The sequence below is a fragment of the Streptococcus sp. UBA632 genome (genome assembly GCF_002300045.1).
Lineage (GTDB): Bacteria > Bacillota > Bacilli > Lactobacillales > Streptococcaceae > Streptococcus > Streptococcus alactolyticus.
Window position 1 is genome coordinate 1 of sequence record NZ_DBPA01000035.1, and the last position, 14,339, is coordinate 14,339.

Genomic DNA, 14,339 nt, shown 5'->3' on the forward strand with positions numbered 1-14,339 from the left:
AATTGGATCGTGTGATGCGTGGGGAACGCTTTAAAGGCAAGAGTGCTTTTCTTAGAAGCATTGAACCTTTCTTTCTGGACTTTAAGGAATAGAAAAAAGTGAATGATTTATCTTTTAATATCAAAAATAATTCGTTTTTTAGGGTTTCTTTTAAATCTAGCATGGTATTTTTCTGAAAATTATGGTAAAATTAATCAAATCATATTTTGGAGGAACTTATGAAAGCGATTATTACGGTTGTTGGTAAGGATAAAAAAGGGATTGTTGCTGCTGTGTCAGCAAAAATTGCTGAATTAGGTTTGAATATTGATGATATTTCGCAAACAGTTTTGGACGAATTTTTTACCATGATGGCTATTGTTTCATCTGACGAGCAGCAAGATTTTACGCAATTGCGTGCTGAATTTGAGGCTTATGGGGAATCTTTGAACGTTAAAATTAACATTCAAAGCGAAGCGATTTTTGATGCGATGCACAACATTTAAGGAGAGAAAGCGTGGATATTAAACAAGTCACTGAAACGATTGCGATGATTGAAGAGCAGAACTTTGATGTTCGTACGATTACCATGGGGATTTCTCTTCTTGATTGTATTGATTCTGACATTAACAAGGCAGCTGATAAGATTTATAAGAAGGTTGTGGAAAAAGCGGGCTCGCTGGTCCAAGTTGGAGATGAGATTGCAGCTGAATTGGGTATTCCAATTGTGAATAAGCGAGTTTCTGTGACGCCGATTTCTATTATTGGGGCAGCGACAGATGCGACGGATTACTTGCCTTTGGCTCATGCTTTGGATAAAGCTGTTAATGATATTGGAATTGATTTTATTGGTGGATTTTCTGCCTTGGTTCAAAAAGGTTACCAAAAAGGTGATGAAATCTTGATCAATTCTATTCCTCGTGCGCTTGCGGAAACGTCTAAGGTGTGCTCTTCGGTCAATATTGGATCAACGAAGTCAGGTATTAACATGACAGCGGTGGCTGATATGGGTCGTGTTATCAAAGAAACGGCTGAATTGTCAGACTTAGGTGCGGCGAAATTGGTTGTTTTTGCAAATGCTGTGGAGGATAATCCTTTCATGGCGGGTGCCTTCCACGGTGTTGGTGAAGCAGATGTTGTTATCAATGTCGGCATTTCTGGACCTGGTGTGGTGAAACGTGCTCTTGAAAAAGTGCGTGGTGAAAGCTTCGATGTGGTTGCAGAAACGGTTAAAAAGACGGCTTTCAAAATCACTCGTATTGGTCAATTGGTTGGGCAAATGGCCAGTGAGCGTTTGGGGGTTAAATTTGGGATTGTTGACCTATCTTTGGCGCCAACACCTGCTATCGGGGATTCTGTTGCTCGTGTCCTTGAAGAAATGGGCTTGGAAGCTGTGGGAACACATGGGACAACAGCGGCTCTTGCTTTGTTGAATGACCAAGTGAAAAAAGGTGGTATCATGGCTTGTAACCAAGTTGGTGGTTTGTCAGGTGCTTTTATCCCTGTTTCTGAAGACGAGGGAATGATTACTGCGGTACAAAATGGTTCGCTGAATTTGGAAAAATTAGAAGCAATGACGGCTATCTGTTCTGTTGGATTGGACATGATTGCTATTCCTGAGGATACGCCACATGAAACCATTGCGGCTATGATTGCGGATGAAGCGGCTATTGGTGTTATCAACCAAAAAACAACGGCTGTCCGTATTATTCCAAAAGGAAAAGAAGGCGACATGATTGAATTTGGTGGTTTACTGGGAACGGCACCTGTTATGCGTGTCAATAGTAACTCTTCTGCTGACTTTATCAAGCGTGGGGGGCAGATTCCAGCACCTGTTCATAGCTTTAAAAACTAATTGCATACACGACCTAGGGTTGCTACAGCTGCCTCTAGGTTTTTTCTTTTTAAAATCTTTGCACTCACCACATCAGTATGTCGTAGCGCTTGAAAAATGTGCTATAATGAAGAGGTACAATGCAAGCGGATACGAGTTTTAGTTTTTAGGTGAATCAATCTAGGAGGAAGCATTATGGTCGCAACAAAATTGTATATTATTCGTCATGGAAAAACGATGTTTAACACAATTGGTCGTGCACAAGGTTGGAGTGATAGTCCGCTAACGCCTGAAGGGGAACGTGGTATTGAAGAACTCGGCTTGGGTCTGAAAGATTCGGGTATCCAGTTTAAGGCTGCTTTTTCGAGCGATAGTGGACGGACCTTGCAAACTATGGAGATTATTTTGCGAGAATGTCAGCAAGAAGCGATTCCTTATACGCGTGATAAACGCATTCGTGAGTGGTGTTTTGGTAGCTTGGACGGTGGCTATGATGGGGAACTTTTCCACGGGGTTTTGCCACGAATTGTGGATAAGGATATGTCAAAACTCACTTATCAAGAAATGGTCGAAGCCATTCGTCAAGTAGATACGGCAGGATGGGCTGAAACTTGGGAAGTGTTGAGCACTCGTATTTTGGCAGGTTTCACAGAAATTGCTGAACAAATGGAGGCTACTGGTGGTGTCAATGCTATTGTCGTGAGTCACGGCATGACCATTAGTACTTTTTTATGGTTAATTGACCATTCAACGCCAAGAGGACTTGGTTTAGATAATGGTAGTGTTTCTGTTGTGGATTATGCCGATGGCAAATTCACAATCGAATCAATTGGTGATATGAGTTATCGTTTACGCGGTAAACAGCTATTAGAAGAAAGAGAAAATGAGAAAAAAGCGTAGTGTATTAATAATTAGTTTAGTATTGGCCTTAATTATTGGCTTTTTGCTAACGGTTTTTCTGTTGGTTAGAGATGATAAGATTCAGACGGCCTCGAATGAAGCGCCAACAGCTCAAACAGAAGCATCCTCTAAGGAGCAGACGTCTGAATTGCCAAAAGTTTCCAGTGATTCTTGGGAGTTGGTTTTGGTCAATCGCGACAATACCAAGGAAGAAATGAATCCCGATGTCACGCAAATTGGCAATATTTATGTAGATTCTCGGATTGCTGACGCGGTTCAAGGCTTTTTGGCTGAAGCTCAGACGATTGACCCTAGTGAACACTTGATTTCTGGCTACCGCAGTGTTGCCTATCAAGAATCTTTATTTAACAGTTATGTAGCACAAGAAATGGCAGCCAATCCAAATCTCACTCAAGCAGAAGCTGAAGAAGTGGTTAAAACGTATTCTCAACCAGCAGGAGCGAGCGAACACCAAACGGGGCTCGCCATTGACATGAGTACAGTGGATTCTTTAAATGAGAGTGACCCTAATGTGGTAGCAAAAATCCAAGAAATTGCTCCTAAATATGGCTTTATTTTGCGTTTTCCTGAAGGTAAGAGTGACTCGACTGGTGTTGATTACGAGGACTGGCATTTCCGCTATGTCGGACCTGAATCAGCCAAATACATTACTGAGCACAACTTGACTTTGGAAGAATACATTGCTTTGTTGAAGGAGAATAATCAATGAGTTCGAGATTTTCTTTCAAACAGTTTTTGCTCTTTATTGCCGTTTTTTTAGTCGGGGTGGTTACCCCGCTTTATCTCAATCGCTCGGTGCCAAGTTCCTCAGAAAAAATGGCGGTTTCTTACAATCAAAAAGCTTTTTTTGAGGAAATTGCTCCTACGGTTCAAAAAGTGGCTAAATCTTATGGGGTTTCCCCGTCAATTATCCTAGCACAAGCAGCTCTAGAATCTGATTATGGCAGCAATTTATTAGCTGTCAAATACCATAATTTATTTGCCATCAAGGCTCAATCTGGTCAAAAATCGGTTAAATTAACCTATCAGACTTATTTTTTAAACAAATGGCAAACCAAAGAAGGACGCTTTGTGGTTTACAAATCTTGGACAGATGCCATTTATGATTATTGTGACTTATTGCAATCAGGCAAATTGCACGATAGCCAAAGTGCTTATGATATTTTGGTATCTAATAAAGGTTATAAAAAGCCTGCTCAAGCCTTGCAAGACATTGGATTTAGTAGCGACCCTGATTATGCCACAAAACTAATAAAGATTATCGAAACTTACGATTTAACGAAATACGATGCCTGATTAGCACTCTAAAAAAAGAGTGCTAATTTTTTGAGTTTTTCTCTTGACAGTCCCGAAGAAAAGAGTATAATAAAATCATGGTTAGCAGTTAACAGGTGTTAGTGCTAAAAGACGAAGGGAGGCATGAGATGATTACACAACGTCAAAATGACATCTTGAATGTCATTGTCGAATTGTTTACGCAGACACATGAACCCATCGGCTCTAAGACTTTGCAAGCAAGCATTGATTCGAGTAGCGCGACTATTCGAAACGATATGGCCAAGTTAGAAAAATTGGGCTTACTTGAAAAGGCGCACACCTCTAGTGGACGCATGCCCAGTGCTGCTGGATTCAAATACTTTGTAGAACATTCCTTGAATCTAGATAGTATTGATGAGCGTGACATTTATCAAGTCATCAAAGCGTTTGACTTTGAACCATTTAAATTGGATGATATTTTGCATAAGGCAAGTCAGATTTTATCGGATATGTCGGGTTACACTTCCGTTATTTTGGATGTTGAACCTGCTTGCCAAAAACTGACAGCTTTTGATATCATTCAGTTGTCAAATCACGATGCTTTAGCTGTTTTAACTTTGGATGAATGTAAACCTGCGACCATACAATTTGCGATTCCAAAAAACTTTATGTTGAAGGATTTGGCGACCTTAAAAGATATTGTCAATGAACGGTTATTAGGACGCACGGTGATGGATATCCATTACAAGTTGCGGACTGAGATTCCTCAAATTTTGCAAAAGTATTTCACTGTAACGGATAATGTATTGAATTTGTTTGATTATATTTTTGCGGATTTGTTTAAGGAATTGGTCTTTGTGGCTGGTAAGGTTCATTCGTTAGACTATGCTAGCTTAGAAACCTATCGTTTCCTTGATGACAAGCAACAGGTTGCCTTAGCATTAAGGTCTTCGATGAAAGAAGGTGAGGTTGCATCGGTTCAGGTGGCAGATAGTGAAGAAGCTGCCTTGTCTAATGTAACTGTCTGGACCCATCGCTTTTTGATTCCTTATCGTGGATTTGGTCTGCTTAGCTTGATTGGACCCATCGATATGGATTATCGCCGAAGTGTTAGCTTGATCAATGTTATCGGGCGTGTCTTGGCGATGAAGCTTGGTGATTATTACCGTTATTTAAATAGTAATCACTACGAGGTCAACTAAATTTGGTAATGAATGTGATAAAAAGATAAGGGAGGGACACAGTGTCTGAAGAAAAGAAAAACGAAGAACTTCAAAAAGAAGTTGAAGCCACTGATGTTGTGACTGAAGAAAAAGAAACCGAGCAGACACCAGAGGATGCTCAAAACGAAGCATTGCAAAAAGCTTTAGAGCGTGCGGAAGATTTGGAAAACAAATACCTTCGTGCTCATGCTGAAATGCAAAATATCCAGCGTCGTGCAAATGAAGAACGTCAACAATTGCAAAAGTATCGATCACAAGATTTAGCCAAAGGTATTTTGCCAAGTTTGGATAATTTGGAACGTGCCCTTGCGGTTGAAGGCTTGACAGATGACGTTAAAAAAGGTCTTGAAATGACTCGCAATAGCTTGATTCAAGCCCTTAAAGAAGAGGGTGTTGAAGAAGTGGTTGTGGATAACTTCGACCATAACTTGCACATGGCTGTTCAAACCTTGCCTGCTGATGATGACCATCCTGTGGATAGCATCGCAGAAGTCCTTCAAAAAGGCTATAAATTACACGACCGCTTGCTTCGTCCAGCAATGGTTGTCGTCTATAACTAATGAAAACAAAAGGTTAGTTTGTTTGATTGTGAACTAGCAATAAAAAATGTAAAAAACGATTTAAAAAATAGAGGTAAAGATTATGTCTAAAATTATTGGTATTGACTTAGGTACTACAAACTCAGCTGTCGCAGTTCTTGAAGGAACTGAAGCAAAAATCATTGCAAACCCAGAAGGTAACCGTACAACACCTTCAGTTGTATCATTCAAAAATGGTGAAATCATCGTTGGTGATGCTGCAAAACGTCAAGCAGTAACAAACCCTGATACTATTATTTCAATCAAATCTAAAATGGGTACTTCTGAAAAAGTATCTGCTAACGGTAAAGAATACACACCACAAGAAATTTCAGCTATGATTCTTCAATACCTTAAAGGTTATGCTGAAGATTACCTTGGTGAAAAAGTAACAAAAGCTGTTATCACTGTTCCTGCTTACTTCAACGACGCACAACGTCAAGCAACAAAAGACGCTGGAAAAATCGCTGGTTTGGAAGTCGAACGTATCGTTAACGAACCAACAGCTGCTGCCCTTGCTTATGGTCTTGATAAAACAGATAAAGATGAAAAAATCTTAGTATTTGACCTTGGTGGTGGTACATTCGACGTGTCAATCCTTGAACTTGGTGATGGTGTCTTTGATGTATTGGCAACAGCAGGTGATAACAAACTTGGTGGGGACGACTTTGACCAAAAAATCATTGATTGGTTAGTTGCTGACTTCAAAAACGAACATGGTGTAGATCTTAGCCAAGATAAAATGGCTCTTCAACGTTTGAAAGATGCTGCTGAAAAAGCTAAGAAAGACCTTTCAGGTGTGACACAAACACAAATTTCACTTCCATTCATCACTGCAGGTGCTGCTGGACCTCTTCACTTGGAAACAAGCCTTACACGTGCGAAATTTGATGATTTGACTCGTGATCTTGTTGACCGTACAAAAACACCAGTTCGTCAAGCTCTTCAAGATGCTGGTCTCTCAATGTCTGACATTGACGAAGTTATCCTTGTCGGTGGTTCAACACGTATTCCTGCCGTTGTAGAAGCTGTTAAAGCAGAAACTGGTAAAGAACCAAACAAATCTGTTAACCCTGATGAAGTTGTTGCCATGGGTGCTGCTATCCAAGGTGGTGTGATTACTGGTGATGTGAAAGACGTTGTCCTTCTTGATGTTACACCATTGTCACTTGGTATCGAAACAATGGGTGGTGTCTTCACAAAACTTATTGACCGTAACACAACTATCCCAACATCTAAATCACAAGTCTTCTCAACTGCAGCAGATAACCAACCAGCCGTAGATATCCACGTTCTTCAAGGTGAACGCCCAATGGCTGCTGATAACAAAACTCTTGGTCGTTTCCAATTGACTGATATCCCAGCTGCACCTCGTGGTATCCCTCAAATCGAAGTAACATTTGATATCGATAAAAACGGTATCGTATCTGTTAAAGCTAAAGACCTTGGTACTCAAAAAGAACAACACATCGTTATCCAATCTAACTCAGGTTTGACTGATGAAGAAATTGAAAAAATGATGAAAGATGCAGAAGCTAACGCAGAAGCTGATGCTAAACGTAAAGAAGAAGTTGACCTTCGTAACGAAGTTGATCAAGCTATCTTTGCAACAGAAAAAACAATCAAAGAAACTGAAGGCAAAGGCTTTGATACAGAACGTGATGCTGCTCAATCTGCTCTTGATGAATTGAAAGCTGCTCAAGAAGCTAACAATCTTGAAGATATGAAAGCTAAACTTGAAGTTCTTAATGAAAAAGCTCAAGCCCTTGCAGTGAAAATGTACGAACAAGCTGCTGCCGCACAACAAGCTCAAGCAGGTGCTGAAGGTGCTCAATCAACTGACTCATCAGACAATGGTGATGACGTTGTTGACGGCGAATTTACTGAAAAATAATTCATCCAAGAAACGTTAGGGTTCCGTTTTACGAAACGGCCCTAGCTATTTGCAGATGACTTACTGACTGAATGAAGTTAATCGACTTTGTTTCTTGATAAGTTATAAAGAATCCAGAGGTTGCAAAACATCAACCTCTGTTTTTGGATAAGTAGTAGCATTATGTTGACCAATCTTTTTAATGATGAAGAAAGGAAAGTGCTCAGAAATGAGCACGGGCTACGGACTGTGTCAGATAGATAGATTTTTCGAGGACGTCAATATTTCTTGTCGCATCTTCTATTTGACTTTGTCCGCTTAACGCCCTTTGTATCTTAATTATGAATAATACAGAATTTTACGATCGTTTGGGTGTTTCAAAGGACGCTTCGCAAGATGAGATTAAAAAAGCTTATCGCAAAATGTCGAAAAAATATCACCCAGATATAAATAAAGAACCTGGTGCAGAAGAAAAGTACAAAGAAGTTCAAGAAGCCTATGAAACCTTAGGTGACGAACAAAAACGTGCTGCTTACGACCAATACGGTGCTGCTGGAGCCAACGGTGGCTTCGGTGGTGGTACCGGTGGCTTTGATGGCTTTAACGGTGGAGCTGGATTTGGCGGCTTTGAAGACATCTTTTCAAGTTTCTTCGGTGGCGGTGGTGCAACACGTAATCCAAATGCACCTCGTCAGGGGGATGACTTGCAATACCGTGTAGACTTGACTTTTGAAGAAGCTGTCTTTGGTGTTGAAAAAGAAGTGTCTTACAACCGTGAAGCAACGTGTGAAACCTGCTCTGGTACAGGAGCTAAGCCAGGTACTAGCCCTGTAACATGTAGCCGTTGTCATGGTCAAGGTGTCATTAACGTCGATACACAAACCCCACTTGGTATGATGCGTCGTCAAGTCACTTGTGATGTCTGCCACGGTACTGGTAAAGAAATCAAAGACCCATGTCCCACTTGTCATGGTAGTGGTCATGAAAAGAAAAGCCACAAAGTATCTGTTAAAATCCCAGCAGGGGTTGAAACAGGTCAACAAATCCGCTTGCAAGGTCAAGGGGAAGCTGGCTTTAACGGTGGACCTTATGGTGACCTCTTTGTCATCATTAAAGTCTTACCAAGCAAGGAATTTGAACGTGACGGCTCAACCATCTATTACAGCATGAACATTAGTTTTGTTCAAGCAGCTCTTGGTGATACGGTTGAAGTACCAACTGTACATGGTAAGGTTGAATTGACAATTCCAGCAGGAACACAAACAGGTAAGACTTTCCGTCTAAGAGGTAAAGGGGCTCCTAAATTGCGTGGTGGCGGTCAAGGTGACCAACACGTTACCGTTAATATTGTAACCCCAACAAAACTCAACCCTGCCCAAGTTGCAGCATTGAAAGATTTTGCTAAGGCTGGTGGTGACAAGCCAGTCACTCTTAAGAAAAAAGGTTTGTTCGATAAAGCCAAAGATTTTTTCGAAGGGGAATAAGATAGAAAGAGGTTAGACCAAGAGGTCTAGCTTCTTTTTTGTGGCACTTCATCTGTATGGGGACAGATTGGTCTAAATTTTCTGGAAAGTCTTTTGCTAAGATGATAAAATACAGTCATGGTTAGATATAAAGCAACAATTTCTTATGATGGGAGGCTCTTTGCTGGTTTTCAGCGTCAGACAAGTGAGCGTTCGGTTCAAGAAGAGTTAGAAAAAACCTTGCAAAAGCTAAATAGTGGTCAACCTGTTAAGGTACACGGTGCTGGGCGGACAGATTCGGGTGTGCATGCTTATGGGCAAGTTGTGCATTTTGATTTGCCGCAAGCGCGTGATGTGGAAAAATTGCGATTTGGTTTGGATACGCAATCGCCAGAGGATATGGATGTGGTGCGTGTCGAACAAGTTAGCGATGACTTTCATGCTCGCTACAACAAGCATAGCAAAACCTACGAATTTTTAGTGGATGCGGGACGTCCTAAAAATCCGATGATGCGGCATTACGCTACGCATTACGCTTATCCGTTGGATTTGGCTGCTATGCAAGAGGCTATTAAGGATTTGGTGGGAACGCACGATTTTACGGGTTTTACCGCTTCTGGAACATCGGTGGAAAATAAGGTGCGTACGATTACACGAGCGACAGTTGACATTGATGAAAAGACAGGTTTTTATGTCTTTACGTTTAGCGGCAATGGCTTTTTGTACAAACAAGTGCGTAACATGGTGGGAACCTTGTTGAAAATCGGTAACGGTCGGATGCCAGTCAGTCAAATTCAGACGGTTTTGGAGTCGAAAAATCGTGATTTGGCAGGACCAACGGCAGCAGGCAATGGGCTTTATTTGAAGGAGATTATTTATGACGAATAATTATATTTTGGCTATTTCAGGAAACGATATTTTCAGTGGCGGTGGGCTTTATGCTGATTTGGCAACCTACACGACCAATAAGCTCCACGGCTTTTTGGCTGTGACGTGTTTGACAGCATTGACAGAAAAAGGTTTTGACGTTTTTGCAACCGATGAAACCGTCTTTTCTCACCAGCTCAATAGCCTAAAAGATGTGCCGTTTTCAGGTATCAAATTAGGCTTGTTGCCCAATGTGACAATTGCTGATTTGGCACTGGATTTTGTTAAAACGCATCAAGAGATTCCTATCGTGTTGGACCCTGTTTTGGTTTGTAAGGAAAAACATGATGTGGAAGTGTCAGCTCTGCGTGATGAGTTGTTGAAATTCTTCCCTTACGTGACCATTATCACACCAAACTTGGTAGAAGCGGAGCTATTGACCCAAAAATCAATCAAAACCTTGGACGATATGAAGGCAGCTGCCAAACAATTGCACCAGTTAGGCGCAAAATATGTGGTGGTTAAGGGTGGCAATCGTTTGAGTCAAGACAAGGCGATTGATGTCTTTTATGACGGTGAAGATTGGACTGTTTTGGAATCACGCGTCCTTGACAATAACAATATCGGTGCGGGTTGTACGTTTGCCTCAAGCATTGCCAGTCAATTGGTGCTTGGGCATTCACCAAAAGAGGCGGTGAAACTGTCAAAAGACTTTGTCTATCAAGCTATTCGCCATTCAGACCAATACGGAGTAAAGCAGAATTATGAGAAGAACTAATACACGTGATATTGCCTTGATGGCGGTTTTGACGGCTTTGAGCGTGGTTTTAGCCTATATCCATATTCCGACACCAACAGGTTATTTGACCCTGTTAGATGCTGGTATTTATTTCACGGCGTTTTACCTTGGATCAAGAGCTGGTGCGGTTGTGGGTGGCTTGTCAGGCTTTTTGATTGATTTACTGCTGGGGTATCCTCAGTACATGATTCACAGTCTGATTGCCCACGGTGCCCAAGGTTACTTTGCTGGTTGGAGCGGGAAAAAGCGACCTTTGGGGTTGATTTTGGCGAGTGTGTCAATGGTTGGTTGGTATTTTATCGCGGCTTTGCTACTGGGCTATGGTCTGGGTGCAGCTTTGGCTGGTATTTTGGGCAATCTCTTGCAAAACTGCTTTGGAATGCTGGTTGGTTACTTGATTTACCTCGCTTATTCACGCATCGAAAAGCGCTAATAGCTAAAGAAAACAAAGGAAGAAGGTTAGCATGGATTTAAAGGAATTAGAAACACAAACGCGTGCGATTGTTGTTGATGTCATTGAACGCTCTGCTATTAAAAAAGGACAGCTTTTTGTCCTTGGCTTATCATCAAGCGAAGTTATCGGAGGTAACATTGGCAAGAATAGCAGCGCTGAGGTTGGCGAAGTGGTTGTGTCAGTGCTATTGGAAGAACTGGGAAAACGTGGCATTCACTTGGCTGTTCAAGGCTGCGAACATTTAAACCGTGCTTTGGTGGTAGAAAGAGAAGTGGTAGAGGCAAAAGATTTGGAAATCGTTAATGTCATTCCTAACCTGCACGCAGGTGGCAGCGGTCAAGTGGCAGCCTTCAAATTGATGTCAGACCCTGTGGAAGTTGAAGAAGTCGTGGCTCATGCTGGCTTGGATATTGGCGATACTTTTATTGGTATGCACGTCAAACGCGTCCAAGTTCCTTTGATTCCAGTGAGTCGTGAATTGGGGAAAGCGCACGTTACGGCCCTTGCTAGCCGTCCAAAATTAATTGGTGGCAATCGTGCGACCTACACGCCTGACCCTATTCGTAAGAGTTTAATCTGATAACACAAAAACCAGTACAGACGTACTGGTTTATTTGCTTTTGACAGGGTTAGTGTACATGGTTGGCAAGGCAATGCCATGCTCCAAAAGCGCTTCTTGGTAAAGGCTATAAAATTGAGTGTAAATTTCCTCTTGAGTGCCGTTTTGAACGATGATATTCACACGAAAGACGAGCTGCGAAGCCGTATTGGTTCGTGGTCCTAAAATGCTCGGTTGTCCAACAATGGCAGGATAATTGGCAAGCTCTTCAGCGTTGACTTGCTTGATAATTGTTGAAATACCTTCCAAATCACTATGCGCATAAATGGGAATGTCAATTTGCACACGCATATTGCCGCGAGATTTGTTTGACACGACAGTGATATTGCGGTTGGGAATGAAATTCAAGGTACCATCAAAACCACGAACTTGAGTGGTGCGGATACCCACGCTGGCAATGGTTCCCTCCACAGAATCCAACACCACAGAGTCCCCCACTTCAAATTGATTTTCAAGTAAAATGAAGAATCCATTGACCACGTCGGTCAAAAAACCTTGAGCTCCAAGTCCAATAGCAACCCCAGCAAGCCCAGCCCCAGCAAGAAGGCTGTAAATTGGAATGCCTAATACATAAAGCACACAATAAATGAGCATAAAATACAAGGTGTAATTCATGATATTTTGAAGTAGCTTGATGATGGTCTTTTGCCGAGCCTCTGTCTGATGCGACAAGCTAATGGATTTTTTGATGGCATGCTCAAAAATAAATTCAGCCACTCGCTTGGCAATAAGAAACAAAAGCAAAATAATGAGCAGCGAAACGACCTTAGAAATCACATTAAAAGCCACTTGCTCAACATGAAGTTGTTCAATGTAATCGTTAATAATTTTCATACTATTTAGTTTAGTAAAAAATAGTAGAAGAGGCAAGCTATAGATAAATAAGGATAAGGTTTTTTATTAAGTGGAGATTTTTTAAACTTTAGTTTAAAATAAGAATAAGAAATTAATTAGAAACTTGGAGTCATAGATGGATTTTATTTCACTAGTAAATGCTCATTATGAGGATCTCAATCTTCAAGAGAAAAAAATAGTTGCTTATTTGCAGCAATTAGAGACACCTCCTAAGGAGTTGACTAGTCAAAGATTAGCAGATGCTTTTTTGTTTCACGTTCAAGTATTTTTCGATTGTTAAAAAAATTAAATCTTGAGAGTTTTGCAGAATTGAAGTACATTCTTCAAAAAGATAGTTCTCCAAAAGCGTTTAAGAAGGAATCAAGCTTTACTAAAGTTGTACAAAATTATCACACTTATATTGATCAAATTTTTGAAAAATTAAATTTAACTTCGGTTATTAAATTATTGATAAAAACCAATACACTTTACCTATATGGTACAGGCAATGAACAGAAGCTTGAAGTTGAAATGCTTAGATAGCTATTTACCTCTGTAGAAAAAAAGGTTATCGTTTTTTTGATAAGGGTGAATACGATTACCTGAAGGATAATATGACAAAAAAAGATTTATTGATTTTGTTATCTTATAAGGGTGAATCCGCAGAAGGAGTAAATTTATTAATAGATAGTCAAATAAGAGGAATAACAAGAGTAGTTTTTACTTGTACTTCAAGAAATACGATGGCCCAATTATCTGATTATTGTCTTTACGTACCAACAGAATCAATAAAAACTCCTACTAGGTTAACTTATGAAGTAAGTACTACTTTTTATTTTATTATTGAACAATTATTCTTAGAATATGTAGATGAGTTAGAAAGGAGTCAAAAGGGTGACACTAAGCGAAATAGTTCATAGAAAAAAACTAAAAATGACACCAATTGATTGGCAGATTTATGATTATTTAACTTCTTCTGCTAGTACTAATATCACAATTTCGAGTGTAGCGGCTCATACTCATGTTTCAACAACAACTGCCTTTAGATTCTGTCAAAAATTAGGTTTAACTGGTTTTGGTGAACTAAAAGCAATCTTGAAGGAAGTTTCTGATAACAAAATTGCTAATCGTGATTTGGTTTGAAGAACTTATCATGATATTGTAGAATATATTGATAGATATGAAATCTCACAATTAAAAGATAAGTTGTTTGAAAGCAAAGAAATATATATTCGCCTATAGTGAATTGGAGTTGAGGTTAGCAAAAGAGTTTCAACGAATTTTGTTCCCATTAATAAGCCGATTTTTATTTTACCAAATACAAAATCTTTAAGTGCTACTTTTGATGAGATAAGAAATAATATTTTGTTTTTCTTGTCTATTGATAGTAACATAGATTATCCGATTATTTTACATGACAGTCATCAAATGAGCAGTGTGTATACAGTTTTACTAAGTGATGTACGGTATATACCCGTTATTTCAAATGAACATATGTTGATTCCGACTGTGGATGATAGTCGCCATTCCGATTTTAGATATTCACAAATGCTTATTACACCTTCTATTTTGGCGCTTGAAATGCTTTATTTGAAACTACAATTAGAATAATGGACAATTTTACATTTTTAGTAAAAA

18 protein-coding genes are annotated in these 14,339 nt (G+C 40.0%); 17 read left to right on the forward strand and 1 reads right to left on the reverse strand.

Annotation, left to right across the window (positions count from 1 at the left end):
- Positions 1–218 precede the first annotated feature (218 nt).
- The 13 genes from B3473_RS04270 (at position 219) to B3473_RS04330 (ending at position 11,828) form a co-directional block, all read left to right on the forward strand.
- Positions 219–485 carry an ACT domain-containing protein gene (locus tag B3473_RS04270; protein WP_154454799.1) on the forward strand — a complete coding sequence of 89 codons (267 nt, stop codon included), beginning with the start codon at positions 219–221 and terminating at the stop codon, positions 483–485.
- 11 nt (positions 486–496) lie between these two features.
- Complete coding sequence (locus tag B3473_RS04275) at positions 497–1,834, forward strand: PFL family protein (RefSeq protein WP_167829280.1); 1,338 nt, start codon at positions 497–499, stop codon at positions 1,832–1,834.
- 174 nt (positions 1,835–2,008) lie between these two features.
- Entirely contained in the window at positions 2,009–2,713 is a 705-nt protein-coding gene (locus B3473_RS04280; RefSeq protein ID WP_154454800.1) for a histidine phosphatase family protein, read from the forward strand.
- Positions 2,697–3,443, forward strand: coding sequence for a M15 family metallopeptidase (locus B3473_RS04285; protein ID WP_154454801.1), 747 nt, complete (start codon positions 2,697–2,699; stop codon positions 3,441–3,443). The genes B3473_RS04280 and B3473_RS04285 overlap by 17 nt, the downstream gene beginning before the upstream one ends.
- Complete coding sequence (locus tag B3473_RS04290; RefSeq protein ID WP_154454802.1) at positions 3,440–4,030, forward strand: glycoside hydrolase family 73 protein; 591 nt, start codon at positions 3,440–3,442, stop codon at positions 4,028–4,030. Before B3473_RS04285 ends, B3473_RS04290 begins: the two co-directional genes overlap by 4 nt.
- A 128-nt stretch (positions 4,031–4,158) precedes the next feature.
- Entirely contained in the window at positions 4,159–5,193 is a 1,035-nt protein-coding gene (hrcA, locus tag B3473_RS04295; protein ID WP_154454803.1) for a heat-inducible transcriptional repressor HrcA, read from the forward strand.
- Positions 5,194–5,234: 41 nt separating this feature from the next.
- A complete protein-coding gene (grpE, locus tag B3473_RS04300; RefSeq protein WP_168261421.1) occupies positions 5,235–5,774 on the forward strand; it encodes a nucleotide exchange factor GrpE in 540 nt (179 codons plus the stop codon).
- Between the two features lie 82 nt (positions 5,775–5,856).
- A complete protein-coding gene (gene dnaK, locus B3473_RS04305) occupies positions 5,857–7,686 on the forward strand; it encodes a molecular chaperone DnaK (RefSeq protein ID WP_154454804.1) in 1,830 nt (609 codons plus the stop codon).
- A 320-nt stretch (positions 7,687–8,006) separates the two neighbouring features.
- Positions 8,007–9,149 (forward strand): molecular chaperone DnaJ, encoded by a 1,143-nt coding sequence (gene dnaJ / locus B3473_RS04310; protein ID WP_154454805.1) that lies wholly within the window; start codon positions 8,007–8,009, stop codon positions 9,147–9,149.
- 117 nt (positions 9,150–9,266) lie between these two features.
- The gene (truA, locus tag B3473_RS04315) at positions 9,267–10,016 is read left to right on the forward strand and encodes a tRNA pseudouridine(38-40) synthase TruA (RefSeq protein ID WP_264879719.1); all 750 of its coding nucleotides are present in this window, start codon (positions 9,267–9,269) and stop codon (positions 10,014–10,016) included.
- Entirely contained in the window at positions 10,006–10,773 is a 768-nt protein-coding gene (locus B3473_RS04320; RefSeq protein WP_154454807.1) for a bifunctional hydroxymethylpyrimidine kinase/phosphomethylpyrimidine kinase, read from the forward strand. Before truA ends, B3473_RS04320 begins: the two co-directional genes overlap by 11 nt.
- On the forward strand, positions 10,760–11,227 hold the full coding sequence (locus tag B3473_RS04325; RefSeq protein WP_264879718.1) for an ECF transporter S component: 468 nt from the start codon (positions 10,760–10,762) through the stop codon (positions 11,225–11,227). The genes B3473_RS04320 and B3473_RS04325 overlap by 14 nt, the downstream gene beginning before the upstream one ends.
- A 31-nt stretch (positions 11,228–11,258) precedes the next feature.
- A complete protein-coding gene (locus B3473_RS04330; RefSeq protein WP_154454809.1) occupies positions 11,259–11,828 on the forward strand; it encodes a TIGR01440 family protein in 570 nt (189 codons plus the stop codon).
- 30 nt (positions 11,829–11,858) lie between these two features.
- On the opposite strand, the gene B3473_RS04335 is transcribed toward B3473_RS04330, so the two are convergent.
- On the reverse strand, positions 11,859–12,701 hold the full coding sequence (locus B3473_RS04335; RefSeq protein ID WP_154454810.1) for a mechanosensitive ion channel family protein: 843 nt from the start codon (positions 12,699–12,701) through the stop codon (positions 11,859–11,861).
- Between the two features lie 136 nt (positions 12,702–12,837).
- On the opposite strand from B3473_RS04335, the gene B3473_RS04340 reads away from it, so the two are divergent.
- The 4 genes from B3473_RS04340 (at position 12,838) to B3473_RS04355 (ending at position 13,844) form a co-directional block, all read left to right on the forward strand.
- The gene (locus tag B3473_RS04340) at positions 12,838–13,002 is read left to right on the forward strand and encodes a hypothetical protein (protein WP_154454811.1); all 165 of its coding nucleotides are present in this window, start codon (positions 12,838–12,840) and stop codon (positions 13,000–13,002) included.
- Positions 12,996–13,244, forward strand: a complete 249-nt coding sequence (locus tag B3473_RS04345; protein WP_264879716.1) for a hypothetical protein — start codon at positions 12,996–12,998, stop codon at positions 13,242–13,244. Before B3473_RS04340 ends, B3473_RS04345 begins: the two co-directional genes overlap by 7 nt.
- A 71-nt stretch (positions 13,245–13,315) precedes the next feature.
- Positions 13,316–13,621 carry an SIS domain-containing protein gene (locus tag B3473_RS04350; RefSeq protein ID WP_239472530.1) on the forward strand — a complete coding sequence of 102 codons (306 nt, stop codon included), beginning with the start codon at positions 13,316–13,318 and terminating at the stop codon, positions 13,619–13,621.
- Positions 13,596–13,844: a hypothetical protein gene (locus tag B3473_RS04355; RefSeq protein WP_293675057.1), complete on the forward strand. Its 249-nt coding sequence runs from the start codon at positions 13,596–13,598 to the stop codon at positions 13,842–13,844. Before B3473_RS04350 ends, B3473_RS04355 begins: the two co-directional genes overlap by 26 nt.
- The last annotated feature ends 495 nt before the right edge of the window (positions 13,845–14,339 follow it).